Source organism: Pseudomonas sp. B21-036 (assembly GCF_024748925.1).
Classification (GTDB): Bacteria; Pseudomonadota; Gammaproteobacteria; order Pseudomonadales; family Pseudomonadaceae; genus Aquipseudomonas; species Aquipseudomonas palmensis.
Genome location: NZ_CP087178.1, coordinates 3,825,261 through 3,851,130 on the forward strand (window position 1 = coordinate 3,825,261; position 25,870 = coordinate 3,851,130).

At 63.4% G+C, this 25,870-nt stretch carries 22 protein-coding genes; 8 read left to right on the forward strand and 14 right to left on the reverse strand.

Translation table 11 applies throughout. The features are described from left to right. The first annotated feature begins 67 nt into the window (after window positions 1-67). Window positions 68-655, forward strand: a complete 588-nt coding sequence (locus LOY33_RS17225; RefSeq protein ID WP_043864553.1) for a PilZ domain-containing protein — start codon at window positions 68-70, stop codon at window positions 653-655. A gap of 27 nt (window positions 656-682) precedes the next feature. Next, window positions 683-1,405 carry a glycerophosphodiester phosphodiesterase gene (locus LOY33_RS17230; protein WP_043864554.1) on the forward strand — a complete coding sequence of 241 codons (723 nt, stop codon included), beginning with the start codon at window positions 683-685 and terminating at the stop codon, window positions 1,403-1,405. A 42-nt stretch (window positions 1,406-1,447) separates the two neighbouring features. On the opposite strand, the gene sthA is transcribed toward LOY33_RS17230, so the two are convergent. The 3 genes from sthA to LOY33_RS17245 form a co-directional block, all read right to left on the reverse strand. Further along, window positions 1,448-2,842 (reverse strand): Si-specific NAD(P)(+) transhydrogenase, encoded by a 1,395-nt coding sequence (gene sthA / locus LOY33_RS17235; RefSeq protein WP_043864555.1) that lies wholly within the window; start codon window positions 2,840-2,842, stop codon window positions 1,448-1,450. Between the two features lie 187 nt (window positions 2,843-3,029). Continuing rightward, window positions 3,030-3,941 (reverse strand): FAD:protein FMN transferase, encoded by a 912-nt coding sequence (locus LOY33_RS17240; protein ID WP_100633411.1) that lies wholly within the window; start codon window positions 3,939-3,941, stop codon window positions 3,030-3,032. Window positions 3,942-4,107: 166 nt separating this feature from the next. Further along, window positions 4,108-5,571, reverse strand: coding sequence for a glyceraldehyde-3-phosphate dehydrogenase (locus LOY33_RS17245; protein ID WP_043864557.1), 1,464 nt, complete (start codon window positions 5,569-5,571; stop codon window positions 4,108-4,110). 180 nt (window positions 5,572-5,751) lie between these two features. Here LOY33_RS17245 and mfd point away from each other — a divergent pair, with 180 nt between their 5' ends. The 3 genes from mfd to LOY33_RS17260 are packed head-to-tail and all read left to right on the forward strand — an operon-like array spanning window position 5,752 to window position 12,443. After that, on the forward strand, window positions 5,752-9,201 hold the full coding sequence (gene mfd / locus LOY33_RS17250) for a transcription-repair coupling factor (protein WP_043864558.1): 3,450 nt from the start codon (window positions 5,752-5,754) through the stop codon (window positions 9,199-9,201). Window positions 9,202-9,211: 10 nt separating this feature from the next. Further along, on the forward strand, window positions 9,212-9,784 hold the full coding sequence (locus tag LOY33_RS17255) for a CsiV family protein (protein ID WP_043864559.1): 573 nt from the start codon (window positions 9,212-9,214) through the stop codon (window positions 9,782-9,784). A gap of 4 nt (window positions 9,785-9,788) precedes the next feature. Continuing rightward, the gene (locus tag LOY33_RS17260) at window positions 9,789-12,443 is read left to right on the forward strand and encodes a DEAD/DEAH box helicase (RefSeq protein ID WP_058541330.1); all 2,655 of its coding nucleotides are present in this window, start codon (window positions 9,789-9,791) and stop codon (window positions 12,441-12,443) included. A gap of 73 nt (window positions 12,444-12,516) precedes the next feature. Here LOY33_RS17260 and nagZ read toward each other — a convergent pair whose 3' ends face one another. The 3 genes from nagZ to LOY33_RS17275 are packed head-to-tail and all read right to left on the reverse strand — an operon-like array spanning window position 12,517 to window position 14,821. Beyond that, the gene (gene nagZ, locus LOY33_RS17265; protein WP_173925092.1) at window positions 12,517-13,515 is read right to left on the reverse strand and encodes a beta-N-acetylhexosaminidase; all 999 of its coding nucleotides are present in this window, start codon (window positions 13,513-13,515) and stop codon (window positions 12,517-12,519) included. Window positions 13,516-13,537: 22 nt separating this feature from the next. Then, window positions 13,538-14,062 (reverse strand): L,D-transpeptidase, encoded by a 525-nt coding sequence (locus LOY33_RS17270; RefSeq protein ID WP_177333000.1) that lies wholly within the window; start codon window positions 14,060-14,062, stop codon window positions 13,538-13,540. Window positions 14,063-14,107: 45 nt separating this feature from the next. After that, window positions 14,108-14,821: a TetR/AcrR family transcriptional regulator gene (locus tag LOY33_RS17275; protein ID WP_043864562.1), complete on the reverse strand. Its 714-nt coding sequence runs from the start codon at window positions 14,819-14,821 to the stop codon at window positions 14,108-14,110. A 228-nt stretch (window positions 14,822-15,049) separates the two neighbouring features. Between LOY33_RS17275 and lexA the strand changes: the two genes are divergently transcribed. Beyond that, complete coding sequence (gene lexA, locus LOY33_RS17280; protein ID WP_043864563.1) at window positions 15,050-15,658, forward strand: transcriptional repressor LexA; 609 nt, start codon at window positions 15,050-15,052, stop codon at window positions 15,656-15,658. A 12-nt stretch (window positions 15,659-15,670) separates the two neighbouring features. Then, window positions 15,671-16,153: an SOS-induced cell division inhibitor SulA gene (gene sulA / locus LOY33_RS17285; RefSeq protein WP_054916190.1), complete on the forward strand. Its 483-nt coding sequence runs from the start codon at window positions 15,671-15,673 to the stop codon at window positions 16,151-16,153. 66 nt (window positions 16,154-16,219) lie between these two features. Here sulA and LOY33_RS17290 read toward each other — a convergent pair whose 3' ends face one another. The 8 genes from LOY33_RS17290 to LOY33_RS17325 form a co-directional block, all read right to left on the reverse strand. Beyond that, window positions 16,220-16,456, reverse strand: coding sequence for a hypothetical protein (locus LOY33_RS17290; RefSeq protein WP_043864565.1), 237 nt, complete (start codon window positions 16,454-16,456; stop codon window positions 16,220-16,222). 50 nt (window positions 16,457-16,506) lie between these two features. Next, window positions 16,507-17,028: a DUF6586 family protein gene (locus LOY33_RS17295; RefSeq protein WP_043864566.1), complete on the reverse strand. Its 522-nt coding sequence runs from the start codon at window positions 17,026-17,028 to the stop codon at window positions 16,507-16,509. An 89-nt stretch (window positions 17,029-17,117) separates the two neighbouring features. Further along, on the reverse strand, window positions 17,118-17,870 hold the full coding sequence (locus LOY33_RS17300; protein ID WP_058541331.1) for an HAD-IB family hydrolase: 753 nt from the start codon (window positions 17,868-17,870) through the stop codon (window positions 17,118-17,120). A gap of 139 nt (window positions 17,871-18,009) precedes the next feature. Further along, window positions 18,010-20,616 (reverse strand): type I DNA topoisomerase, encoded by a 2,607-nt coding sequence (gene topA / locus LOY33_RS17305; protein WP_043864567.1) that lies wholly within the window; start codon window positions 20,614-20,616, stop codon window positions 18,010-18,012. A gap of 100 nt (window positions 20,617-20,716) precedes the next feature. Beyond that, window positions 20,717-20,968 carry a DUF1653 domain-containing protein gene (locus tag LOY33_RS17310; protein WP_054916193.1) on the reverse strand — a complete coding sequence of 84 codons (252 nt, stop codon included), beginning with the start codon at window positions 20,966-20,968 and terminating at the stop codon, window positions 20,717-20,719. A gap of 79 nt (window positions 20,969-21,047) precedes the next feature. Beyond that, window positions 21,048-22,223: an acetyl-CoA C-acyltransferase FadA gene (gene fadA, locus LOY33_RS17315; protein ID WP_043864569.1), complete on the reverse strand. Its 1,176-nt coding sequence runs from the start codon at window positions 22,221-22,223 to the stop codon at window positions 21,048-21,050. Between the two features lie 29 nt (window positions 22,224-22,252). Beyond that, entirely contained in the window at window positions 22,253-24,400 is a 2,148-nt protein-coding gene (gene fadB, locus LOY33_RS17320; protein WP_043864570.1) for a fatty acid oxidation complex subunit alpha FadB, read from the reverse strand. 438 nt (window positions 24,401-24,838) lie between these two features. After that, window positions 24,839-25,276, reverse strand: a complete 438-nt coding sequence (locus tag LOY33_RS17325) for a hypothetical protein (RefSeq protein WP_043864571.1) — start codon at window positions 25,274-25,276, stop codon at window positions 24,839-24,841. Window positions 25,277-25,384: 108 nt separating this feature from the next. Here LOY33_RS17325 and LOY33_RS17330 point away from each other — a divergent pair, with 108 nt between their 5' ends. Then, window positions 25,385-25,828, forward strand: coding sequence for a universal stress protein (locus tag LOY33_RS17330; protein WP_043864572.1), 444 nt, complete (start codon window positions 25,385-25,387; stop codon window positions 25,826-25,828). The last annotated feature ends 42 nt before the right edge of the window (window positions 25,829-25,870 follow it).

A 25,870-nucleotide genomic window follows, 5' to 3' on the forward strand; every position in this document is an offset into this window, starting at 1 on the left:
ACGTCCTTGTGGCGGGGCTTGAATAGCAGCTTTACACTCAGACCACCGCCGCTACCATGGGTTCGCCATGTCGACATTAGATGAAGAAGATCGCCGCGAATACTACCGTATCGAGGACAGGATCGCACTGGAAATTACCCCTCTGAGCGCCGCCGAGGCCTTGGGCGGCGAGTTGTTGCAAGATGCTTCACCACTCTTCAACCTGCTCAGCGAACTGCACCTGAGCGAGTTCGAGTCCCAGCACCTGCTGCGCCAGCTCAGTGACAAGGACCGCACCCTGGCAGCTTTTCTCAAGGCCCAGAACAAACGCATCGACCTGCTCAGCGCCGTGGTTGCGCAAACCCTGCTGGGGCAGATCGGCGAGGCGCGCCCGGTGACTCTCTCCGAAGGTGGCGTCGAGGTGCACCAGGCCCAGGCCATCACCGCCGGCAGCCGCGTCTCGGTGAAGATGGTGCTGATGCCCCAGGCCCTGGGCCTGCTGCTGCGGGCCAAGGTGACCCACTGCGACAAGGCCGCTGATGGCCTGTTCGACATCGGCGCCGAATTCGTCGAGATGACCGACGCCCAGCGCCAGTTGCTGGCGCGCTATATCCTGCAGAAACAGGCACTGCAACGCCGCCAGGCACTGGAACAGAACACCCCGCCTGCCTCCTGATTTTCCGTCTTGCTTGAAGGAACGAACGTGACCCTGATTTACGGCCACCGCGGCGCCAAGGGCGAAGCCCCCGAGAATACCCTGACCAGTTTCCAGCAATGCCTGAGCCACGGCGTTCGCCGTTGCGAGCTGGACCTGCACCTGTCCTCCGACAACGAGCTGATGGTCATTCATGACCCCAGCCTCAAGCGCACCACCGGCCGTGGCGGCAAGGTGGTGGAGCACAGCGCCGCCGACCTGGTGACCTACGATGCGCGCAAGGGCGGCCCGGGCTGGGTCAACCCCTGCCCGATTCCACGCCTGGAAGAGCTGTTCGAGAAATGTGATTTCGACCACTGGCAGCTGGAGGTCAAGAGTGCCTCGCGCACCCGCGCTGCCACCACGGTGCTGGCGATTCGCGAAATGGCCCAGCGCTTCGGCCTGCTGGACAAGGTCACCATCACCTCAAGCTCGCGGGAGGTGCTGGGCGCCGCCCTGGAGCTGACCCCGGACGTGTCCCGCGGGCTGGTCGCGGAATACACCTGGCTCGACCCGTTGAAGGTCGCGCAGAACTACGGTTGCGAACTGCTGGCGCTGAACTGGACGCACTGCACCCCCGAGCGCCTGGCCAAGGCCCAGCGTCAGGGGTTGCATGTGTCGGTGTGGACAGTCAACGAGCCGGCGCTGATGCTCCGACTCGCCGACTTCGGCGTAGACAGCCTGATTACAGACTTTCCCGGTTTGGCCAGCGCCACCCTCGAGAATCGCTGAAATCGGTCTCCCCGGCCGGCTCAGGCCACCGGCCGGAGCCGCTCAAAAAAGCCGGTTGAGACCGTCGTAGGCGGCAACCCGATAGGCTTCGGCCATGGTCGGGTAGTTGAAGGTGGTGTTGACGAAGTACTTCAACGTGTTCTGCTCGCCCGGCTGGCCCATGATCGCCTGACCGATGTGCACGATCTCCGAGGCCTGGTAGCCGAAGCAGTGCACGCCGAGGATCTGCAGCGTCTCGCGGTGGAACAGGATCTTGAGCATGCCTTGCGGCTCGCCGGCGATCTGCGCCCGGGCCATGCCCTTGAAGAACGCCTTGCCCACTTCGTACGGCACCTTGGCCTGGGTCAGCTCCTGCTCGTTCTTGCCGATCGAGCTGATCTCCGGAATGGTGTAGATGCCGGTCGGCACGTCGTTGACGAAGCGCCAGCTGCCATTGTCGACGATGCTGCCGGCGGCCGAGCGGCCCTGGTCGTGGGCGGCACTGGCCAGGCTTGGCCAGCCGATCACGTCACCGGCACCATAGATGTTCGGCACGCAGGTGCGGTAGGCCTCGTCCACTTCGATCTGGCCACGGCTGTTGACCTTCACGCCGATGTTTTCCAGGCCCAGGCGGTCGGTGTTGCCGGTACGCCCGTTGCACCACAGCAAAGCGTCGGCCTTGATCTTCTTGCCCGACTTCAGGTGCAAGATCACACCGTTGTCCAGGCCTTCGACGCGCTCGTACTCTTCGTTGTGGCGCACGGTGATGTTGTTGTTGCTGAAGTGATAGCTCAGGGCCTGGGAGATTTCCGAGTCCAGGAAGCTCAGCAGCTGGCCGCGGTTGTCCACCAGCTCCACCAGCACGCCCAGGCCGCTGAAGATCGAGGCGTACTCGCAGCCGATGACGCCGGCGCCGTACACGATCAGTTTGCGCGGGGTGTGGCCCAGGCTCAGGATGGTGTCGCTATCGTAGATGCGCGGGTGATGGAAATCGATATCGGCCGGGCGATACGGGCGCGAGCCGGTGGCGATGATGATGTGCTTGGCTACCAGCTTCTCGACCACACCGTTGGCGCAGACCACTTCGATGGTCTGCTCGTCGGCGAAGCTGCCGGTGCCGAAGAACACGTCAACGCGGTTGCGGGCGTAGTAGCCAGTGCGCGAGGCGACCTGCTTGGAGATGACCTTCTCGGCGCTTTTGAGCACGTCGGGGAAGGAGAACCAGCGCGGCTCACCGATGGCCCGGAACATCGGGTTGGTGTTGAACTGCATGATCTGGCGCACCGAGTGACGCAGGGCCTTGGACGGGATGGTGCCCAGATGGGTGCAGTTACCGCCGACCTGGCGACGGCTATCGACCATCGCTACCTTGCGTCCTGCTTTGGCGGCGTTCATTGCCGCCCCTTCTCCTGCCGGGCCGGAACCCAGCACCACTACGTCGTAGTTGTAGACAGCCATGCGTACTCCTTCAGAACAGGCCCGGACGCCAGATTGACCTCCGGGGCTACATCATGCCGCCATCGGCGCCATGCAAAAATTCGGGTGCAGTCTAATCAAGCTTGAACGCCGCGCACATTAACCCTTGGTCGCGTCGTAGGCTATTTTTCTCTGCACTACATGTAGGCCGCCTTGCTGGCGAAGCCTTTCATTTCCCCGCAATGCTGTTGAATGCTGGCGTGGCCCGGGAAACGAACCCACCCTCGACCCGATTCACGAACACTGCCGCAATCCGATGCTCGAGCGCGAAGCGCCAACCCTGCTCCGGGCCCAGGATCAGCAACAGGGTCGAGTACCCGTCAGCCATCAGCGCAGTGGGCGCCAGCACCGTCACCGCCGCCAACGCATGGGCCACCGGGGTGCCCAGGCGCGCATCGAAGGTATGCGAATAACGTTGGCCATTCTCCTCGAAATAATTGCGGTAGTCACCCGACGTGGACACCCCGTACCCCTCCAGCGGCAACACCTGTTGGGCTATCTGCAGATCGTCGCGCGGCAGTTCGAGTGCAATGCGCCAGGCACTGCCATCTGGCTTGCGCCCCATTGCCTTGAGCTCACCGGTAGCTTCCACCAGAAAGCTTTCGACCCCCAGGGCTTGCATCCGTGCCACGATCAGGTCGACCGCATGCCCGGCGGCGATGCTGTTGAAGTCGACCTCGACGCCAGCGTCCTTGCACAGTTGCTGGCCTTCGATACGCAAGTGGGTATACCCCACCCGCTCGCGCACCTGCGCCAGCCGCCGGGCATCGGGCACCTTCTCTTCACGCGCCTGGGGCCCGAAGCCCCACAGGTCGAGCAGCGGCTCCACCGTGAGATCGAAGGCCCCGTCACTCTGGCGCGAGAGCTGCTCACCTACCCGCACAAGCTGCAGCACGTCGGCCGGCATCGCCTGGCAGCGGTTGGCGGGCAACTGGTTGAACTGCCCCACCAGTGAATCGCTGCGGTAGGTGGAGAAGCGCTGGTCGATGCCCTGCAGGATCGCCTCGACCTCCTGCTGCACCTGCCCAGGCGTCGGGCCGCCGGCCTTGCGCACGTACTGCACGGTGTAGCTGCTGCCCATGGTCGGGCCACTGATGCGCTCGATCGAATCCCTGTGCTCGCAACCGGCCAGCAATGCCACCAGGGCAGGCAGCGCAGCCCATCCCTTTTTCACACGACGCCTCCTTTTCTGAAGCCAAAAAAAACGGGAACCCGCAGGCTCCCGTTCTTTCAACGCAACGTAATGCTTAGCGTGGGAACGCTGGCGGGTTGACCCCGGCCATGTCTTCCATCACGCGCACTACCTGACAGCTGTAACCGAACTCGTTGTCGTACCAAACGTACAGTACAACGCGGTTGTCGTTGCAGATGGTGGCCTCGGCATCGACCACACCGGCGTGACGCGAGCCGACGAAGTCGCTGGAAACCACTTCCTGCGAGCTGACGAAGTCGATCTGCTTGTGCAGGTCCGAGTGCATGGCCATCTGGCGCAGGTACTCGTTGATCTCGTCGCGGCTGGTGGCCTTTTCCAGGTTCAGGTTCAGGATCGCCATCGAGACGTTCGGCGTCGGAACGCGGATCGCGTTACCGGTCAGCTTGCCCTTGAGCACTGGCAGCGCCTTGGCGGCGGCAGTGGCGGCGCCGGTCTCGGTGATGACCATGTTCAGCGCAGCGGAACGACCACGGCGGCTGCCCTTGTGGAAGTTGTCGATCAGGTTCTGGTCGTTGGTGTACGAGTGAACGGTTTCGACGTGACCGTTGACGATGCCGAACTTGTCGTTGACTGCCTTGAGCACCGGCACGATGGCGTTGGTGGTGCAGGAAGCCGCCGAGATGATCTTGTCGTCAGGGCTGATGTCGGCGTGGTTGATGCCGTGCACGATGTTCTTCAGCGCGCCCTTGCCCGGTGCGGTGAGGATAACGCGTGCGGCACCCGGGCAGGCCAGGTGCTGGCCCAGGCCGTCGGCATCGCGCCAGACGCCGGTGTTGTCGACCACCAGGGCGTTCTCGATACCGTACTGGGTATAGTCGACTTCGCTCGGGTTCTTCGCGTAGATAACCTGGATCAGGTTGCCGTTGGCGGTGATGGTGTTGTTTTCTTCGTCGATGGTGATGGTGCCATCGAACGGACCGTGCACCGAGTCGCGACGCAGCAGGCTGGCACGCTTGATCAGGTCGTTCTCGGCGCCCTTGCGCACAACGATGGCACGCAGGCGCAGGCCGTCGCCACCACCGGTCTTCTCGATCAGGATACGCGCCAGCAGACGGCCGATACGACCGAAGCCGTACAGGACCACGTCGGTGCCCTTGCGTGCGGAGGCGTTCTGCTGGCCAACCACGTCGGCCATTTCTTCACGCACGAACTGCTCGGCGCTGCGGCCGTTGCCTTCTTGCTTGAACTTGTTGGCCAGCTTGCCCAGGTCGACCGAAGCGGCGCCCAGCTTGAGCTCGCTCATGGCCTTGAGCAGCGGGAATGTCTCGTGGACAGACAGTTCGGTTTCGTCGGTCTGGCGATGACGGGCAAAGCGGTGGGCTTTGAGGATCGCGATCACCGAACGGTTGATCAGGCTACGGCCATAGATCGAGCTCACCACATTGTTATTGCGGTAGAGCTGACCGATAAGCGGGATCATCGCTTCTGCAAGCGCTTCACGATCGATCCACTCACCAAGACACTGGTCGGGCTTCTGAGTCACGGGAACCTTCCACATGTAGGGACAGAAAAAAGGGGCTACATTATGACGCCCCGCGTCGCTTCGAGCAATGAGCGCCTGTCGCCGGCGCCGCACGGCATGATCCGGGCCCCACATTCAGGCGGCTGAAACCTGACAGCAATGCCCCGCGCCCGGTACAATCGGCGTTTTGTCGCAACGCTTGGAGCTCGACCTCCCGTGCCTGTTCTGCGTCTACCTCACCTGCCGGCCAGTGCCGGCAAACACACCTGGGGCAACCTGCCCGGTGCCGCCCTGAGCCTGGCCATCGCCGAGGCCGCCAGCGCCGCGAAGCGCTTCACCCTGCTGCTGACCGCCGACAGCCAGAGCGCCGACCGGCTGGAGCAGGAGCTGCGTTTCTTCGCCCCGGAACTGGCCGTGCTGCCGTTCCCCGACTGGGAAACCCTGCCCTACGACCTGTTCTCGCCGCACCAGGACATCATTTCGCAGCGGATCGCCAGCCTGTACCGGTTGCCGGAGCTGGACCACGGCATCCTCGTGGTGCCGATCACCACCGCACTGCACCGCCTGGCGCCCACGCGCTTTCTGCTGGGCAGCAGCCTGGTGCTGGACATCGGCCAGAAGCTGGATGTGGAACAGATGCGCACGCGCCTGGAGGCCAGCGGCTACCGCTGCGTCGACACCGTGTACGAGCATGGCGAGTTCGCCGTGCGCGGTGCCCTGATCGACCTGTTCCCGATGGGCAGCAAGCTGCCGTACCGCATCGACCTGTTCGATGACGAGATCGAGACCCTGCGCACCTTCGACCCGGAGAGCCAGCGCTCGATCGACAAGGTCGACTCGGTACGCCTGCTGCCGGCCCGCGAGTTCCCGCTGCAAAAAGACGAAGTCACCCGTTTCAAAGCGCGCTTTCGCGAGCGCTTCGACGTGGATTTTCGCCGCAGCCCGATCTTCCAGGACCTGAGCAGCGGTATCGTACCGGCCGGCATCGAGTACTACCTGCCGCTGTTTTTCGAGGAAACCTCGACCCTGTTCGACTACCTGCCGGAAAACACCCAGGTGTTCTCCCTGCCCGGCGTGGAACAGGCCGCCGAGCACTTCTGGAGCGATGTACGCAACCGCTATGAAGAGCGGCGCATCGACCCGAATCGCCCTCTGCTGCCGCCTGCCGAGCTGTTCATGCCGGTGGAAGACTGCTTCGCCCGGCTCAAGGGCTGGCCACGGGTGGTGGTCAGCCAGGACGACATCGACGCCGGCCCCGGCCGCGAGCGCTTTGCCGCGCAGACGTTGCCCAACCTCGCCATCGAAGCCAAGGCCAACCAGCCCCTGGCGGCGCTGTCGGGGTTCCTCGAGCAATTCCCCGGCCGCGTGCTGTTCACCGCCGAATCGGCCGGGCGCCGCGAAGTACTGCTGGAACTGCTCGAACGCCTGAAACTGCGCCCGCAAACCGTCGATGGCTGGCACGAGTTCGTCGCCAGCAAGCAGCGCCTGGCAATCACCATCGCACCACTGGACGACGGCCTGCTGCTGGACGATCCGGCCCTGGCACTGGTTGCCGAGAGCCCGCTGTTCGGCCAGCGCGTGATGCAGCGGCGGCGGCGCGAGAAGCGCAGCGACGTCAACAACGACGCGGTGATCAAGAACCTTACCGAGCTGCGCGAAGGCGCCCCGGTGGTGCATATCGACCATGGCGTGGGCCGCTACCTGGGCCTGGCGACACTGGAGATCGACGGCCAGGCCGCCGAGTTTCTCACCCTTGAATACGCCGAAGGCGCCAAGCTGTACGTGCCGGTGGCCAACCTGCACCTGATCGCGCGCTACACCGGCAGCGACGATGCGCTGGCACCGCTGCACCGCCTGGGCTCCGAGACCTGGCAGAAGGCCAAGCGCAAGGCGGCCGAACAAGTGCGCGACGTGGCTGCCGAGCTGCTCGACATCTATGCCCGGCGCGCCGCGCGCAAGGGCTATGCGTTTGCCGACCCGTCGGTGGACTACGCCACCTTCAGTGCCGGCTTCCCGTTCGAGGAAACCCCGGACCAGCAGTCGGCCATCGAAGCGGTACGCGAGGACATGCTCGCCGCCAAGCCGATGGACCGCCTGGTGTGCGGCGATGTCGGCTTCGGCAAGACCGAAGTGGCCATGCGTGCCGCCTTCATCGCCGTGCACGGCGGGCGCCAGGTCGCGATCCTGGTGCCCACCACCCTGCTCGCCCAGCAGCACTACAACAGTTTCCGCGACCGCTTTGCCGACTGGCCAGTAACTGTCGAAGTGATGAGCCGCTTCAAGTCGGCCAAGGAAGTCGGTGCCGCCGTGGCGGACCTTGCCGAAGGCAAGATCGACATCGTCATCGGCACCCACAAGCTGCTGCAGGACGACGTCAAGTTCAAGGACCTGGGCCTGGTCATCATCGACGAGGAACACCGGTTCGGCGTGCGCCAGAAAGAGCAGCTCAAGGCGCTGCGCAGCGAAGTCGACATCCTGACCCTGACCGCCACGCCGATCCCGCGCACGCTGAACATGGCGGTGGCGGGCATGCGCGACCTGTCGATCATCGCCACCCCGCCGGCACGCCGGCTGTCGGTGCGCACCTTCGTGATGGAGCAGAACAAGAGCACCATCAAGGAGGCGCTGCTGCGCGAACTGCTGCGTGGCGGCCAGGTGTACTACCTGCACAACGACGTGAAGAGCATCGAGAAGTGCGCCGCCGACCTCGCCGAACTGGTACCCGAGGCGCGCATCGGTATCGGCCACGGGCAGATGCGCGAACGCGAACTCGAACAGGTGATGAGCGACTTCTACCACAAGCGCTTCAACGTGCTGATCGCCTCGACCATCATCGAGACCGGCATCGACGTGCCCAGCGCCAACACCATCATCATCGAGCGTGCCGACAAGTTCGGCCTGGCCCAGTTGCACCAGTTGCGCGGCCGCGTGGGGCGCAGCCACCACCAGGCCTATGCCTACCTGCTGACGCCCCCACGCCAGCAGATCACCCCCGACGCCGAAAAGCGCCTGGAGGCCATCGCCAATACCCAGGACCTGGGCGCAGGCTTCGTGCTGGCCACCAACGACCTGGAGATCCGCGGCGCCGGCGAACTGCTGGGTGAAGGCCAGAGCGGGCAGATCCAGGCGGTGGGCTTCACCCTCTACATGGAAATGCTCGAACGCGCCGTCAAGGCGATTCGCAAGGGCACCCAGCCCAACCTCGACCAGCCCCTGGGCGGCGGCCCGGAGATCAACCTGCGCGTACCGGCACTGATCCCCGAGGACTACCTGCCCGACGTGCATGCGCGCCTGATCCTGTACAAGCGCATCGCCTCGGCGGTGGACGAAGATGGCCTGAAGGATCTGCAGGTGGAGATGATCGACCGTTTCGGGCTGCTGCCCGAGCCGACCAAGAACCTGGTGCGCCTGACCCTGCTCAAGCTGCAGGCCGAGAAGCTGGGCATCAAGAAGGTCGACGCCGGCCCGCAAGGCGGACGGGTGGAATTCGAGGCCGAGACCCCGGTCGACCCGCTGGTGCTGATCAAGCTGATCCAGGGCCAGCCCAAGCGCTACAAGTTCGAAGGCGCGACGATGTTCAAGTTCATGGTGCCCATGGAACGCGCCGATGAACGCTTTACTACAGTGGAGGCGCTGTTCGAACGACTCGCCCCGAAACCCGCTTGAAGGATGATCCATGCGTGCAATTCGTAGCTTGACCCTGCTGCTGGCGCTGATTGCGCCGGCCGCCTTTGCCGACAGCCAGTACCAGGTCGAGATGTTCCTGCTGCGCCAGAATGCGGTGCCCGCGATCACCAGCCAGTTCGCCCCGGAAGACTGGCGCCAGGGCGCCAAGGCCCCCAGCGACTACGACGTGCGCAAGCCGGTGCTGACCGCACAGGCCGAAAAGCTGGCCGCCGACAGCAACTACACCGTGCTGCTGCACAAGGCCTGGCAGCAGCAGGTAGGCAGCGAACCGTCGCGGGTTGCCATCAGCGAGGGCCAGGAGCAGTTCGGCCACTTCCCGGTCGAAGGCAATGTCAGCCTCAGGCAGGGCCGTTTCATCGAAGTGCAGGCCAACTTCTGGGTCAACCAGCTCGATGGCAATGGCAGCGTGATCCAGAGCGAACAGCTCAGGCAGGTCAACAGCACGGTGAAGAACAACGAACTGACCTTCCTCGATGGCGGGCACCTGGCGGTCCTGTTCAAAGTGATCGCCGCCGGCACACGCACCACCTCTCCTGCTGAAGCGGAGATGATGGAACAGTAGAGCCATGTCGACCACACTGCAGCGCGCGCTCAAGAGCAAGCTCTGGCGCGAACAATTCGGCCCCAAGACCCTCACCCGAGGGCTTGACTATGCAGACAACAAGCGCGTCAGGCTCGTTTCGGTTGACGACAAGGGCGCGACCACCCTGTGCCACGGGTCCGGCGGCAACCTCTACCGGCAGACCCTGCTGATCGAAGGCGACGTTCACCCCCTCCTGATCGCCACCTGCAGCTGCCCTGTCCGCCAGAACTGCAAGCATTGCGCAGCGGCGCTGTACACCCTGACGGAGCGGCTGACGGCCAACGACTTTCCGCCGCCTCCAGCCACGGCGACCTACCAGAACCAGGTCATCGAAAATGTACCGGCTGTTGCGCACCTCACCCTGGGCAGCTACGAATTCACCGCCTACATGCCCAAGACCGGCAAGATGCAGCGCCAGTTGCAACACCGTGCGGCACTGGCGTTCACCTATGACGGGCAGCGCACCAGCGACAAGAGCAGCAGCGAAGTCATCCGTATCGACGGCAACGTCCGCCAGCGTATCCAGCGTCAGCCAGACGCCGAAAAGGCGCTGCGCCAGACCTTGAAGAAAATGGGCTTCAGCGTTGCCACGCGCCAGAGCAAGGCATTGCCCGACAGCGCCGGCGAAATGCTGCAGATGGCCGACGACCAGGCCTGGCTGCAGTTCGCCCGCACCGGCATCGATACCCTGCGTGCAGCCGGCTGGGAGGTGGAAGTGAGGCCCGACTTCGCCTTCAACCTGCATGACATCGACGACTGGTACGCCGATGTCGAGGAAGCGCCGGGGCGCGAATGGTTCGACCTGGAGCTGGGCATCGTGGTCAACGGCCAGCGCCACAGCCTGCTGCCGATCGTGCTGCACCTGCTGCGCAGCAACCCCGAACTGCTGCGCCCCAGCGAACTGGCCCGGCGCAGCGACGACGAGCACCTGCTGATCGACCTGAACCGCGCCCGCCATGACAGCCCGGCGCTGCGCGTGGCCTTGCCCTACGCACGCATCAAGCCGCTGATGGCCACCCTGGGCGAGCTGTACCTGGGCAATGACAGCGGGCCTTCGCTGCGCCTGGCAGCGCCGGATGCCGCGCGCCTGAGCAGCATCGACGACATGGCGCTGACCTGGCGCGGCGGCGACCGGGTACGCGACTTTGCCCGCCGCCTGCGCGAGTCCAGGCGTACCGACATCGCCGCCCCCGAGGGCCTGAACGCCACGCTGCGACCCTACCAGCTCGAAGGCCTGAACTGGTTGCAGACCCTGCGCGAACTGGAGGTCGGCGGGATCCTGGGCGACGACATGGGCTTGGGCAAGACCCTGCAGACCCTGGCGCACCTGCTCACCGAAAAGAACGCGGGGCGCCTGCAGGGCCCTGCCCTGGCCGTGATGCCGACCAGCCTGATCCCCAACTGGCTCGACGAAGCGCAGCACTTCACCCCGCAGCTGCGCGTGCTGGCCCTGCATGGCCCCGGCCGCACCCGACACTTCGCCGACCTTGACCAGTACGACCTGGTACTGACCACCTACGCCCTGCTGCCCCGCGACCTGGCTCACTTCACCGCGCAGCCCTGGCACCTGCTGATTCTGGATGAAGCGCAGAACATCAAGAACGCCAACAGCAAGGCCGCCGAAGCGGCGCGCGAGATCCAGGCCAACCAGCGCCTGTGCCTGACCGGCACACCGATGGAAAACAACCTGGGCGAACTGTGGTCGATCTTCCACTTCCTGCTACCCGGCTGGCTGGGCGACAGCAAGGCCTTCAGCCGCGATTACCGCACCCCTGTCGAACGCCATGGCGACGTCGAGCGCATGGCGCATCTTGCCGCGCGCATCAAGCCATTCCTGCTGCGCCGCACCAAGGAACAGGTGGCCCGCGAACTGCCGGCCAAGACCGAGATCGTGCATTGGGTGGAGCTGAGCGACGCGCAGCGCGACACCTACGAAACGGTGCGGGTGGCGATGGACAGGAAGGTCCGCGAGGAAATCACCCGCAACGGCGCGGCACGCAGCCAGATCGTGATTCTGGATGCGTTGCTCAAGCTGCGTCAGGTGTGCTGCGATCTGCGCCTGGTCAAAAGCATTGCGCCAAGAACCACCCATTCGGACAAGGGCAAGCTGGGCAGCCTGATGCAGATGCTCGACGAACTGCTCAGCGAAGGGCGACGCATCCTGCTGTTCTCGCAGTTCACCTCGATGCTCGAACTGATCGAGCAGGAGCTGCACAAGCGTGGCGTCCGCTACAGCCTGCTGACCGGTGAAACCCGCGACCGGCGCACCCCGGTGCAGCAGTTCCAGAGCCTGCAGACGCCACTGTTTCTGATCAGCCTCAAAGCGGGCGGCACCGGCCTCAACCTCACCGCGGCCGACACGGTGATCCACTATGACCCGTGGTGGAACCCGGCCACCGAAAACCAGGCCACCGACCGCGCCTACCGCATCGGCCAGGACAAGCCGGTGTTCGTCTACAAGCTGATTACACGGGGCACGGTGGAAGAGAAGATCCAGAAGTTGCAACAGGAGAAGGCAGCGCTGGCTGCAGGCTTGCTGGAGGGGCGTCAGGCGGGGGACTGGAAGCTGGCGGATGAAGACATTGATGCGCTGTTTGCGCCGTTGCCCGGGAAGCGGCAGGCCGCGAAAATTAGTTGAGCCTTTCGCCGGCAAGGCCGGCTCCTACAGGTATCGCAGCACCTGCAGGAGCCAGCCTTGCCGGCGCAGGACCTCAGTCGATCAGTTGCGCATCCTTCAGCGCGCCAAGCGCCTCCAGCCAGCGGGGCTGCTGGCGGTAATCGGTACGCGCAAAACCCTGCCCGCGCATCTGCGCGATTCGCGGCGACGGCCTCACCCTCAACCGCTGCGCCGCGGACAACGCAAGCTCGGCAGCCGCCCGATCATTGCACACCAGGCCCATGTCGCAACCGGCACTCAGCGCCGCCTCGATACGGCTGGCGGCGTCCCCCACCACATGCGCACCGGCCATCGACAGGTCATCGCTGAAGATCACCCCGTCAAAGCCCAGCTCGCCACGCAGAATCTCCTGCAGCCAGCGCCGCGAGAAGCCGGCCGGCTGGTTATCGACCTGTGGATAGATCACGTGCGCCGGCATCACCGCCGCCAGCTGCCCACTCAGGCGTGTGAACGGCACCAGGTCGGCTGCGCGGATCTGCTCCAGGCTGCGCTCGTCGGTGGGTATCGCCACATGCGAATCCGCCTCGGCCCAGCCATGCCCCGGGAAGTGCTTGCCGCAGGCCGCCATGCCCGCCGCGTTCATGCCGCGAATGAAGGCACCGGCAAGCAAGGTGGCGCGCTGCGGGTCACCCTCGAAGGCGCGACTGCCAACCACCGCGCTGCGCTGGTGGTCAAGGTCCAGCACCGGGGCAAAGCTCAAGTCGAGCCCTACCGCCAGCACTTCGGTTGCCATCAGCCAGCCGCAGTGTTCGGCCAGGCGCTCGGCATTGGGGTTGTCGGCAATCGCACGCATCGCGGGCAAGCGCACGAAGCCCTGGCGCAGGCGCTGTACGCGACCACCCTCCTGGTCCACGGCCAGGATCAGGTCCGGGCGCACGGCACGAATCGACGCACTCAGTTCGCGCACCTGGCGCGGGCATTCGATGTTGCGGGCAAAGATGATCAGGCCGGCCACTTCGGGCTGACGCAGCAGGTGGCGGTCTTCGGCAGTCAGCCAGGTGCCGGCCACGTCGACCATCAGGGAGCCTTGCAGGCGGGTACTCATAAATGATCCTTCAGTTGAGGGGCGCGCTCGCCCACTGGGGGCAGGCGGCTTCTTCGATCTGTACCGGGCAATGCACAGGCACCCGGTCGAACAGCGCTACCAGGTCGGCGTTGCGCAGGCGTATGCAGCCGTGGGACAACGGCACACCCATGGGTTCGCTGTCGGGCGTGCCGTGCAGGTAGATATAGCGGCGGAACGTATCCACGGGCCCGAGGCGGTTGCGCCCCGGCTCGCGGCCGCTGAGCCAGAGAATGCGCGAGAGAATCCAGTCGCGCCCAGGGAACTGCGCGTGCAGGTCGGGCGTCCAGACCTCGCCGGTCCAGCGACGCCCGCGCAGCACCGCGCCCTGGGGCAAGCCCGCGCCGATCTTCGCACGCACCTGATGCAGCCCGCGCGGTGTACAACCGGAGCCGTTGTGCTCGCCCGGGCCATTGAGTGCGGTGGACACCGCAAGACGCACCGCCAGTCGCCCCTGGGCGAACCCATAAAGGCACTGGTCGGCGATGGAAATGTGCAGCAAATCGAGAATAGGCATGGGCGCTAGCTTAGCCGAAGCCGGCTGTGCCGCCCAGCCGGGGAATCAGGCCTTTGCCGGCACCGGGGCGTGGCTGGTCTTGCTGCGCGGACGCAACTGCGCCGCCGCCATCGCCTCGTCCGTGACCCCGCTGTCGGCACGCATGCCGGCGGCCAGGAACGGCACCATCAGGCGCATGACCTGCTCGATCGAGGTATTGACCCCGAAATCGGTCTCGGCAATCGCGCGCAGGGCCTTGATGCCCGACATGCTGAACGCTGCAGCGCCGAGCATGAAATGCACGCGCCAGAACAGTTCAAGGGGAGGAATCTGCGGCGCGGCCTCGTTGACCAGCAGCATGTAGCGGCGGAACACCTTGCCGTACATGTCTTCGAGGTAACGACGCAAGTGGCCCTGGCTCTGGCTGAAGGCCAGGCCCAGCAGGCGCATGAAGATCGACAGGTCATTGCCGCTGCGCGGCTGCACCACCAGCGCCTGCTCGACCAGCATCTCCAGCAGTTCTTCAAGGCTGGGCTTGTGCTCGGGGCGCGCCTGGCGCCGCTCGAGCTCACGCTCCAGGCTCTGGCAGAACGGCCCTAGAAAACGCGAGAAGACCGCCTGGATCAGCGCCTTCTTCGAACCGAAATGGTAGTTCACCGCCGCCAGGTTGACGCCGGCCTTGCTGGTGATCAGCCGCAATGAGGTTTCGGCAAAACCTTTTTCCGCGAACAGCTGCTCGGCAGCATCGAGAATGCGTTCAACGGTTTCCGACTGGGCCATGACTACTCCGCGAGACAAACACTTGTTTGAAACATACGTTTCAAGGCAGGGTTCTGTCAAGTACGCACGGGCGTTTTGTGCCCGGCCGGTCATGGTATTGAAGGCAGCGACAAGCCACAAGCCGGAAGCGGCAGGCAGCTGCGGGCACGCTTGGAGCTTGCCGCTTGTAGCTTGCCGCTATCACTGTATATAATCCCAGTCACTGTATAAAAAGACAGAGCGATCGACATGCTAAAACTGACGCCACGCCAAGCTGAGATTCTGGCTTTCATCAAGCGCTGCCTCGAAGACAACGGCTTCCCGCCCACCCGCGCGGAAATCGCCCAGGAACTGGGGTTCAAATCCCCCAACGCCGCCGAAGAGCATCTGAAGGCACTGGCCCGCAAGGGTGCAATCGAGATGACCCCTGGCGCCTCGCGCGGCATCCGCATTCCGGGGCTCGAGAGCAAGCCCGATGAAAACGCCCTGCCCATCATTGGCCGCGTGGCTGCGGGTGCCCCTATCCTCGCCCAGCAGCACATCGAGGAATCCTGCGCCATCAACCCGGCCTTCTTCCACCCCCGCGCCGACTACCTGCTGCGCGTGCACGGCATGAGCATGAAGGACGTCGGCATCGTCGACGGCGACCTGCTGGCCGTACACACCTGCCGCGAAGCGCGCAATGGTCAGATCGTCGTAGCCCGCCTGGGTGACGAAGTCACGGTCAAGCGCTTCAAACGGGAAGGCAACAAGGTCTGGCTGATCGCCGAGAACCCCGAATTCGCCCCTATCGAAGTCAACCTGAAAGAGCAGGACCTGGTCATCGAGGGCTTGAGCGTCGGCGTTATCCGCCGCTAATAAGGAGGCGTCATGCAGTTCCCCCACGTACCACAGCAAGCACAGTTGCCCTTGTTCGAAGCATTCCTGGCCCAGCCGGTACTGCCGCGGGTCAAAACCAGGCAGCCCGCCCGGCAAAGCAACAAGCCGCAGGCATTCAGCGAGCTGTCCTTGCGTGGCGCGCTGGAGCACTGCCAAAGCCTGCTGGCACCGGTGCTACGCGACCTGAGCGAACTGAGTGAAGAGCATGACGCCCGCTGGCTTACCCTGATCGCCCCGCCCGGCAGCCTTACCCAGGCCTGGCTGAGGGACGCAGGGCTCAACCGCGAACGCATACTGCTGCTGCAGCCTCGCGGCAACCAGAGTGCGCTGCAACTGGCCTGTGATGCCCTGCGCCTGGGGCGCAGCCATACGGTGGTCACCTGGTTCAATCCGGTCAGCAACGGCGCCCGCCTGCAACTGACCAATGCTGCCCGTGCGGGTGACGCACAAAGCCTGAATATCCGCCTGGGCTGATACTCGCTGAACGCTCGAAGGGTATGCAGCAGGCTTCCTCAGGACGAGGAAGCCGGATACTGACGGTCAGTGCAGAACCCGTGGGCCTGCATGTTCCTGTTCGATCTCGCCTTCAACCAACTTGCCGGCCATCTGCACACCAACGCTGAGCATGGCCTTGGCCACCTCGACGTGTTGGCCCTGCAGGAACGCCTTGGCATCTTCCGAAAAATCCAGGGTTACCAACGACCCCTCGTCCTCGGCGCGGCGCAACTCGATGCGACCGTCAGGCAACTCTACAATTTCTAGAAAGGACGTGGGCATAAAAGACTGTTCTCCAGGAAAGGCCGGCATTGTACCAGCCACTGGCAGGATCAGCACTCACTCAGACCTTCGCGAAAACGCACCACGAGGCGTTTGAGATTCTGCCGCCAGCTCTCCAGTTCTTCGCGCGACAGCGCTGGCGCCTCGGGTTCATCCAGGCTCACGGCCTGAATCAACGGTTGGGTCACATCACCTTTGGGCGCCTTGGTCGCGACAGGTGGTCGGAACAAATCGGCATAAGCCCTGAGCAGTTGCGCCAGCCAGGTTTCAGGCTGCTCGGCGAGTTCGACCAGTTCAGCCAGCTCGGGAATGGCGATGGTCGCCAGTACTTCACGGCTCAGCAGTTGCTCGGCACGCAGCGCGCCGGCCTGGGGCAAGCGATAATAGCCACCGATCTCATGACACAGCCCCAACAGCGCACCATACAGGTGAAACAGCGCAGACTCCCGCTCGGCCTGGGTCTGCGCCTGGGCGTTCATGGCGCGACTGTCCTGCGCCTTGCCCAGTGCCTCCAGGGCCAGACCGGCGAAATAGATCTTCTGGTTGGTACGGGTATAGAGTTCCTGGGCCATCGAGGCGCGCTCCGAGGGAGTGTGAGGCGGGGGCTCAGTTTCTGTGATGGATCGCAGGCACGCAAGCTGAATCACCGCAGGCGTGAGGCTCAACCGCCCTTGCGGTCATCGTTGCGCGGCAAACCGCCAACCGTGGTTGCAGCCGAGTCTTTCGGCGTGGCCGGGGTGACCGGGCCGTAGATCTTTTCGATGCGCAGGCGGCCACGCTGCCACGCGGGATGAAAGTGCCGCCAATGTGCGTCCTGAGCCGCGGCCAGCAGCTCATGGTCGCCCCGCGTGTCGCCCCAGGCGCGCATGCGGTACTGCGTCAGCACCCCGTAAACCGCCTCCAGGCGCAGAACCTTGGCTTCGCAGCGGCAATTGTCGCCACTGATCCTGCCGGTCAGCACGCCATCGATCACCTCCAGCTCGGTGCCGATCAGCTTGATGCCCAACTGTTCGGCAAAGGGCTTGAGCACCAGCGCCGGCGATGCCGAACAGATCGTCACCTCGGCACCAGAGGCCAGTTCCTGTTTCACCGAAATCACGCCCTGCGGGCGCATCAGCCGGGCCCACGCCTGCGACTTGAACGCCACCGCCCTCTGCGCGACCCATTGCTCTTTCACACCCGCAAGAAACGTCTGGATCAACTGGGCCTTGAGTTCATCGCGGCTGATCCGCCGCCCCAGATAGCGCAGGCTTGGCCAGATCATCCGCAGCATGCGGCGAGCAAAAAAGCCGTTGCCGAAAGCGAACCTCAAAAAAGGTACAAAGCTGTCACGGCGGGTCAGCGTGCCATCGAAATCGAACACCGACAGGATTCTGGCCGACTGCGGCCCTGCTTCCAACATTTCCTGACTCATCTGCTTGCCTCTGCTCGATGGTGTACAGCCCTGGCGGAGAAACGTCCCGATCAAACCTCACAACCGTTCGCTGACATGACTAAAAAAAAGGCTGCGTCCAGGATCACCAGATGCAGCCTCTTGTAGCCGATTCTATCGCTTAGCGCTTGTCTTCCACCTTCCACGCCTTGCCGTCATAGAACGCTCGCCAGCCGGTCGGCTTGCCGTCGACCTCGGTCTGCACATACTGCTCCTTGGTCTTGCGGCTGTAGCGGATCACCGTCGGGCGACCGTCCGGGTCCTTCTTCGGCGCCTCACAGAGGAAGTGATACTTCGGATCGATCTCGTCCTTGTGCGGCACGATCTCCATCACCAGGGGGGCGCGGGTCTCGCGGTTCTTCGGGAACTGGCTGGCGGCCAGGAACAGGCCCGAAGCCCCGTCACGCAACACATAGGTGTCGTTGACCTTCTCGCACTTGAGCTCGGGCATCTTCACCGCGTCCATCTTCGGCGGCGCCGCCTCGCCGCTCTTGAGCAGCTTGCGGGTGTTCTTGCACTCCGGGTTGGTACAGCCGAAGAACTTGCCGAAACGACCGGTCTTGAGCTGCATCTCGCTGCCGCACTTGTCACACTCAAGGCTCGGGCCCTCGTAGCCCTTGATGCGGTAGCTGCCTTCCTCGATCTCGTAGCCCGTGCAATCGGGGTTGTTGCCGCAGATGTGCAGCTTGTGTTTCTCGTCGAGCAGGTAGGCGTCCATCGCCGTGGCGCAGATCGGGCAGCGGTGCTTGCCCAACAGCACGCGCGACTCGGACTCGCCCTCGTCGTCGGCGGCAATCTCGTCACCTGGCACCAGGTTCACGGTGGCCTTGCAACGCTCTTTGGGCGGCAGGCTGTAGCCCGAGCAACCGAGGAACACACCCGTGGAGGCTGTGCGGATCATCATGTGCCTGCCGCATTCCTTGCAGGCAATGTTGGTCGGGGTCGGCTGGTTGGCACGCATGCCCTTTTCGGCATCTTCAGCCAGTTGCAGCTTCTTGCTGAAGTCGCCATAGAACTCGTCCAGCACGTTTTTCCAGTCGCGCTCGCCCTGGGCCACATCGTCGAGGTTCTCTTCCATGCCGGCGGTGAAGCCGTAGTCCATCAGGTTGGAAAAGCTCTCGGACAGACGCTCGGTCACGATGTCGCCCATCTTCTCGGAGTAGAAGCGGCGGTTGTGCAGGGTCACATAGCCACGGTCCTGGATGGTGGAGATGATCGCCGCGTAGGTGGATGGACGACCGATACCGCGTTTTTCCATTTCCTTGACCAGGCTCGCTTCCGAGAAACGTGCCGGCGGCTTGGTGAAGTGCTGGCTCGGGTCGAGCTTGATGAGCTTGAGCACTTCGCCCTGGTTCATTTCCGGCAGTACATCGTCATCGCCCGGCTTGCTCTGCTGCGGCAACACACGGGTGTAACCGTCGAACTTGAGGATACGGCCCTTGGCACGCAACTCGAACTCGCCCGCCGTGACGCTGACGGTGGTCGACAGGTACTGCGCCGGCGGCATCTGGCAGGCCAGGAACTGGCGCCAGATCAGCTCGTACAGGCGCTCGGCATCACGTTCCATGCCGCTGAGCTTGGTCGGGTGCGTGGCCACGTCCGAAGGTCGGATCGCTTCGTGCGCTTCCTGTGCGCCTTCCTTGCTGCCGTAGACGATCGGCGCTTCTGGCAGGTACTTCTTGCCGAACTCGCTTTCGATGTAGCTGCGCGCCATTTCCACCGCATCGACCGAAAGGTTGGTCGAGTCGGTACGCATGTAGGTGATGTAGCCGGCTTCGTACAGGCGCTGGGCCATCATCATGGTCTTCTTCACGCCGAAGCCGAGGCGATTGCTCGCCGCCTGCTGCAGGGTCGAGGTGATGAACGGCGCCGAGGGCTTGCTGCTGGTCGGGCGGTCTTCACGCTTGGCAATGGTGTAGCTGGAAGCCTTGAGCTTCTCCAGCGCGGCCATGGCCTGGGCTTCGTTGAGCGGCTTGAAGGCCTCGCCGTTCTGGCGAGCCACCTCGAAGCGCACCTTGGCGTCCTTGGCAGTACCCAGGTCGGCGTGCACTTCCCAGTACTCTTCGGGGATGAACGCGCGAATCTCGCGCTCACGCTCCACCACCAGCTTCACGGCCACCGACTGCACCCGGCCGGCCGACAGGCCACGGGCGATCTTCTGCCACAGCAGTGGCGAGACCATGTAGCCCACCACGCGGTCGAGGAAGCGACGCGCCTGCTGTGCATTGACACGGTCGATGTCCAGCTCGCCCGGCTGGGAGAAGGCCTCCTGGATGGCCTTCTTGGTGATTTCGTTGAACACCACGCGCTTGTAGCGGCTGTCATCCCCACCAATGGCTTCGCGCAGGTGCCAGGCAATGGCTTCCCCCTCGCGATCCAAGTCGGTTGCGAGATAGATGGTGTCGGCATCCTTGGCCAGGCGGCGCAACTCCTCGATGACCTTTTCCTTGCCCGGAAGGATCTCGTACTTGGCCTTCCAGCCGTGGTCCGGGTCGACGCCCATGCGCGCCACCAGTTGCTTGCGCGCCTTTTCTTTCGGCGACAGCGCGGGTGCCTCGCCGGCAGCAGCCTTGCCGCGCTTGGCAGCAGGCTCCTTGCTGGCGGAACCGCTGGTGGGCAGGTCTCGGATATGGCCGATACTCGACTTCACCACGTACTGGTTGCCCAGGTACTTGTTGATGGTCTTGGCCTTAGCCGGGGATTCCACAATGACCAGCGATTTGCCCATGGATCGGAAAATTCCTGAATAACGAAAATAAAAACACGGCAGGTACCTGACGTGGCACCGCTATATATAGTGGCAACAGAGTGAGGTCAAGCGCCGAAGGTTAGCCCACTTGCGCATCGGCACGCGAAAACAGCTCGGGTTCGGCCTCGACCAAAGCAAAGCGCGGCACGTGCTCGCCGTCAACCTCGACCGACTCGGTGAACATCGAAAGCGGGCGTACCCACAGGCCGAAATCGCCGTACAGGGCCTGGTAGAACACCACCCACTCCTCGGTCTCGGAATGGCGCGCGGCACCGAATACACGATACTCAGGCCCTTTGTAATGCCGGTATACGCCTGGTTGTATCTGCATGCTGCCAACCCTCTTGAAAAAAAATCTGCAAAAAGCAAAAAACCGGGGCACAAGGCCCCGGCTTCCGACAACGAAACGCTTAGATGCGTTCGAAGACGGTGGTGATCCCCTGACCAAGGCCGACGCACATGGTCGAAACACCCAGGGTACCGCCATTCTGCTTCATGACATTGAGCAGAGTGCCGGAAATCCGCGCACCGGAGCAACCGAAAGGGTGACCCAGGGCGATTGCGCCGCCGTGCAGGTTAACCTTCTCATCCATCTTGTCGAGCACTTTCAGATCCTTGAGCACCGGCAGGGCCTGTGCAGCGAAGGCTTCGTTGAGCTCGAAGAAGTCGATATCGGCAATGCTCAGGCCCGCACGCTTGAGGGCTTTCTGGGTTGCCGGCACCGGGCCGTAGCCCATGATCGCAGGGTCCACGCCGGCCACCGCCATCGAGCGGATCACCGCCAGCGGCTGGATGCCCAGGTCCTGGGCACGCTGGGCCGACATCACGATCATGCACGAGGCGCCGTCGGTGATCTGCGAGGAGGTACCCGCTGTCACGGTGCCGCCCTTGGGGTTGAACGCCGGCTTCAAAGCCGCCAGGCTTTCCAGGGTGGTGTCCGGGCGAATGGTTTCGTCGTAGTCGAAGACCTTGAGGAAGCCGTTCTCGTCATAGCCCTGCATCGGGATGATTTCGTCCTTGAACTTGCCTTCGACCGTCGCCTTGTGGGCGAGCTGGTGCGAACGCAGACCGAAGGCGTCCTGCTGCTCACGGCTGATGCCATGCATCTTGCCCAGCATCTCGGCGGTCAGGCCCATCATGCCCGAGGCCTTGGCCGCATACAGCGACATGTGCGGGTTGGGGTCCACGCCGTGCATCATGCTCACGTGGCCCATGTGCTCGACACCGCCGACCACGAACACATCGCCGTTGCCGGTCATGATCGCCTGGGCAGCCGTGTGCAGCGCGCTCATCGACGAACCGCACAGGCGGCTGACAGTCTGGCCGGCCGCAGTGTGCGGGATCTGGGTCATCAGCGAAGCCATGCGCGCGATGTTCCAGCCCTGCTCCAGGGTCTGGTTCACGCAGCCCCAGATCACGTCCTCGACTTCACTCGGGTCGACCTTGACGTTGCGCTCCAGCAGCTTGCTGATCAGGTGTGCCGACATGTCTTCGGCGCGGGTGTTGCGGTGCATGCCGCCCTTGGAGCGGCCCATCGGCGTACGACCGAAGTCGACGATCACGACGTCTCTTGGATTCAAGCTCATACAATATTCTCGCTCTAGTCGTTGGGCGCTTAACCGAAGAAGCTCTGGCCGTTCTTGGCCATCTCGCGCAGCTTCTCGGTGGGGTGGTACAGCGCGCCCAGGTCGGCGTACTGGTCAGCCAGGGCAACGAACGCGGCCACACCGATCGAATCGATGTAGCGCAGTGCACCGCCACGGAACGGAGGGAAACCGATGCCGTAGACCAGGCCCATGTCGGCCTCGGCCGCCGTCTCGACGATGCCGTCTTCCAGGCAGCGCACGGTCTCCAGGCACAGCGGGATCATCATCCAGTTGATGATGTCCTCGTCGCTGACTTCACGCTGCTCGTAGACGATCGGCTTGAGCACTTCGAGCACCGACGGGTCGGCAACCTTCTTCTGCTTGCCGCGCTTGTCGGCCTCGTAGGCATAGAAACCCTTGCCGTTCTTCTGGCCCAGGCGCTTGGCTTCGTAGAGCACGTCGATGGCCGAACGACGGTCATCCTTCATGCGGTCCGGGAAGCCCTCGGCCATCACGTCGCGGCCGTGGTGGCCGGTGTCGATGCCGACCACGTCCATCAGGTACGCCGGGCCCATCGGCCAGCCGAATTTTTCCATGATCTTGTCGATGCGCACGAAGTCCACACCGGCGCTCACCAGCTTGGCGAAACCGCCGAAGTACGGGAACAGCACGCGGTTGACCAGAAAGCCCGGGCAGTCGTTGACCACGATCGGGTTCTTGCCCATCTTCTTGGCGTAGGCAACGGTAGTGGCCACCGCCAGTTCGCTGGACTTCTCGCCACGGATCACTTCCACCAGCGGCATCATGTGCACCGGGTTGAAGAAGTGCATGCCGACGAAGTTTTCCGGACGCTTGAGGGCCTTGGCCAGCAGGCTGATGGAAATGGTCGAGGTGTTGGAAGCCAGGATGGTGTCCGCCTTGACCTGGTCTTCGACCTCGGCCAGCACGGCCTGCTTGACCTTGGGGTTTTCGACCACGGCTTCCACCACCAGGTCCACGTGACCGAAGTCGCCGTAGGACAGGGTCGGACGGATGCCGTTGAGCACTTCAGCCATTTTCGCGGCGGTCATGCGGCCCTTGTCGACGCGGCTGACCAGCAGCTTGGCGGCTTCGGCCAGGCCCTGCTCGATACCGTGCTCGTTGATGTCCTTCATCAGGATCGGCGTGCCTTTGGAGGCCGACTGATAGGCGATGCCGCCACCCATGATGCCGGCACCGAGTACGGCGGCCTGCTTCACGTCCTGGGCGATCTCGTCGTAGGCCTTGGCCTTTTTCTTCAGTTCCTGATCGTTCAGGAACAGGCCGATCAGGCTCTGGGCTGCCGAGGTCTTGGCCAGTTTGACGAAGCCGGCGGCTTCGACTTCCAGCGCTTTGTCACGCCCGAAGTTGGCGGCTTTCTGAATGGTCTTGATGGCTTCGACCGGCGCCGGATAGTTCGGGCCTGCCTGACCTGCCACGAAACCCTTGGCGGTCTCGAAGGCCATCATCTGCTCGATGGCGTTGAGCTTGAGCTTTTCCAGCTTCGGCTGGCGCTTGGCCTTGTGGTCGAGCTCGCCGCTGATGGCGCGCTTGATCAGTTCCAGGGCAGCTTCCTGAAGTTTCTCCGGGACCACCACTGCATCGACGGCACCGACTTTCAGTGCGTCTTCAGGGCGGTTCTCCTTGCCGGCGGCAATCCATTCGATGGCATTGTCGGCGCCGATCAGGCGCGGCAGGCGTACGGTACCGCCGAAGCCCGGGTAGATGCCCAGCTTGACTTCAGGCAGGCCGATCTTGGCCTTGGTCGACATGACGCGGAAGTCGGCCGCCAGGCACATTTCCAGGCCGCCGCCCAGCGCGATGCCGTTAATGGCGGCAACGGTCGGTACATCGAGATCTTCGAAATCGCTGAAGATTCTGTTGGCTTCGAGGTTGCCTGCAACCAGCTCCGCATCCGGCAGCTTGAAGTTGTCGACGAATTCGGTGATGTCGGCGCCGACAATGAACACGTCCTTGCCGCTGCTGACGATCACACCTTTGATCGACGCATCTGCCTTGATGGTGTCTACGGCCTGACGCAACTCATTCAGGGTAAGACGGTTGAACTTGTTGACGGACTCACCCTTGAGGTCGAACTTCAGTTCGACGATGCCGCTTTCAAGAGCCTTAACCGTGATGGCTTTACCTTCGTAAATCATCAACTGATCTCCACGATATGGAAGCTGAACTGTACACGCCGAACGCTGGCACGAAATTCGGCACCAGGCACACCCGTCAGCGCGATAGTCGGGATTCTGCGAGCGTCATGTGACATACAAACGCTCAATTCATACGCCCGTTTGATTTGGGTACGGACACATTCACCGAAAAGCCTGCCGTTGTCAAATACCCAAAAGCACGAGCAAAACGCGACTTTACGGTCATTTTGAGCGAAGGGGTGCGGGTTCAGCCTGTAGGTGATTGGCCATCATTCATGCAGGTGATCGGCCATGGATACGCACGAGAGAGGCGGCGAAGGGATAAAGCGCAGCTACACTGAGGGCATCGAAGAAGTTTCCGGCCTGCCTGGCCTTTTTTATTCAGTTGCCGGCCCCGCCATGGGGCTGGCCCTGGCGGTCAATCACACGACTCACGGGTCACGCCAGCGCCTTGAGCAACCGGGCAATGTCCTGCAACGCTGCGGCATCCCCCTTCTCTCCCCAGCACAACGCTATCATCTGCGGGTTTGCCTCGACCTTGTAGACACTCGCCGGCAGGCGCGACAGGTGCTCGAGCACGCGCGCATCTTCGCAGGGCTCGCGCCACTGGTTGAGCCACACCCCTGGTGTCACCTGCCAGTAGCTCCAGCTGTCGGCATGCCCGCGACGGCGCGCGCAATGATACTGCGCGCAGGTATGCGGCGGCTCTTCGGGCAGCCAGTGCGGCCAGGTCTGCGGGGTGAGCTGCATGGCCAGCCCCATGCGCCGCGCCTCCAGGCGCAGGGCCATGCGCCCGCTGGTGCGACGCGAGGGCAACAGCCAGACCATGGGGCTGAGCATCAGCGCAAGGATTGACACTACTACCCAGAACGTCATATCTGTTATTCCTATAAAGACTTTGCAAATGAGCTGGTTAGCCGACATCGATGCGATCAGCCTGAAACCGACCATACTTTAACTATCGCGATTGTCAGGAGAGCCCTCATGCCCTACGAACACATTCTGGTCGCCGTCGACCTGACCGAAGAATGCGACCCGGTGATCAAGCGCGCTCGCGAGCTGGCCACGCCCAACGGCACCAAGGTTTCCCTGGTACATATCGTCGAGCCCATGGCCATGGCCTTCGGCGGCGACGTGCCGATGGACCTGTCGCAACTGCAGCAGCAACAGTTCGACCAGGCCAAGGAGCGCATGGACCGCCTGTTCAACAAGTATCCGGAGATCAACCGCGGCGATTCCCACCTGACCTACGGCCAGCCTCGCCAGGAGATTCACCAGTTGGCCAAGGACCAGAAGTGCGACCTGATCGTGGTCGGCAGCCATGGCCGCCACGGCCTGGCGCTGCTGCTGGGCTCCACCGCCAATGACGTGCTGCACGGCGCACCGTGCGATGTGCTGGCGGTACGCCTGCAGAAGAAGGCCGACTGATACCAGAAGGCCCGCTGTTGGACACAGCGGGCCTTCTTCATA

What these genes read in the sequence shown, in the direction of transcription:
- LOY33_RS17245 (WP_043864557.1), bottom strand. Translation starts at nt 5,571, where the DNA reads ATGTGGAAGGTTCCCGTGACTCAGAAGCCCGACCAGTGTCTTGGTGAG.
- LOY33_RS17270 (WP_177333000.1), bottom strand. Translation starts at nt 14,062, where the DNA reads ATGCCTATTCTCGATTTGCTGCACATTTCCATCGCCGACCAGTGCCTT.
- lexA (WP_043864563.1), top strand. Translation starts at nt 15,050, where the DNA reads ATGCTAAAACTGACGCCACGCCAAGCTGAGATTCTGGCTTTCATCAAG.
- sthA (WP_043864555.1), bottom strand. Translation starts at nt 2,842, where the DNA reads ATGGCTGTCTACAACTACGACGTAGTGGTGCTGGGTTCCGGCCCGGCA.
- LOY33_RS17225 (WP_043864553.1), top strand. Translation starts at nt 68, where the DNA reads ATGTCGACATTAGATGAAGAAGATCGCCGCGAATACTACCGTATCGAG.
- sulA (WP_054916190.1), top strand. Translation starts at nt 15,671, where the DNA reads ATGCAGTTCCCCCACGTACCACAGCAAGCACAGTTGCCCTTGTTCGAA.
- LOY33_RS17275 (WP_043864562.1), bottom strand. Translation starts at nt 14,821, where the DNA reads ATGGCCCAGTCGGAAACCGTTGAACGCATTCTCGATGCTGCCGAGCAG.
- LOY33_RS17255 (WP_043864559.1), top strand. Translation starts at nt 9,212, where the DNA reads ATGCGTGCAATTCGTAGCTTGACCCTGCTGCTGGCGCTGATTGCGCCG.
- topA (WP_043864567.1), bottom strand. Translation starts at nt 20,616, where the DNA reads ATGGGCAAATCGCTGGTCATTGTGGAATCCCCGGCTAAGGCCAAGACC.
- LOY33_RS17325 (WP_043864571.1), bottom strand. Translation starts at nt 25,276, where the DNA reads ATGACGTTCTGGGTAGTAGTGTCAATCCTTGCGCTGATGCTCAGCCCC.
- fadA (WP_043864569.1), bottom strand. Translation starts at nt 22,223, where the DNA reads ATGAGCTTGAATCCAAGAGACGTCGTGATCGTCGACTTCGGTCGTACG.
- LOY33_RS17300 (WP_058541331.1), bottom strand. Translation starts at nt 17,870, where the DNA reads ATGAGTCAGGAAATGTTGGAAGCAGGGCCGCAGTCGGCCAGAATCCTG.
- LOY33_RS17295 (WP_043864566.1), bottom strand. Translation starts at nt 17,028, where the DNA reads ATGGCCCAGGAACTCTATACCCGTACCAACCAGAAGATCTATTTCGCC.
- LOY33_RS17240 (WP_100633411.1), bottom strand. Translation starts at nt 3,941, where the DNA reads ATGGGCAGCAGCTACACCGTGCAGTACGTGCGCAAGGCCGGCGGCCCG.
- LOY33_RS17260 (WP_058541330.1), top strand. Translation starts at nt 9,789, where the DNA reads ATGTCGACCACACTGCAGCGCGCGCTCAAGAGCAAGCTCTGGCGCGAA.
- LOY33_RS17290 (WP_043864565.1), bottom strand. Translation starts at nt 16,456, where the DNA reads ATGCCCACGTCCTTTCTAGAAATTGTAGAGTTGCCTGACGGTCGCATC.
- LOY33_RS17330 (WP_043864572.1), top strand. Translation starts at nt 25,385, where the DNA reads ATGCCCTACGAACACATTCTGGTCGCCGTCGACCTGACCGAAGAATGC.
- LOY33_RS17310 (WP_054916193.1), bottom strand. Translation starts at nt 20,968, where the DNA reads ATGCAGATACAACCAGGCGTATACCGGCATTACAAAGGGCCTGAGTAT.
- fadB (WP_043864570.1), bottom strand. Translation starts at nt 24,400, where the DNA reads ATGATTTACGAAGGTAAAGCCATCACGGTTAAGGCTCTTGAAAGCGGC.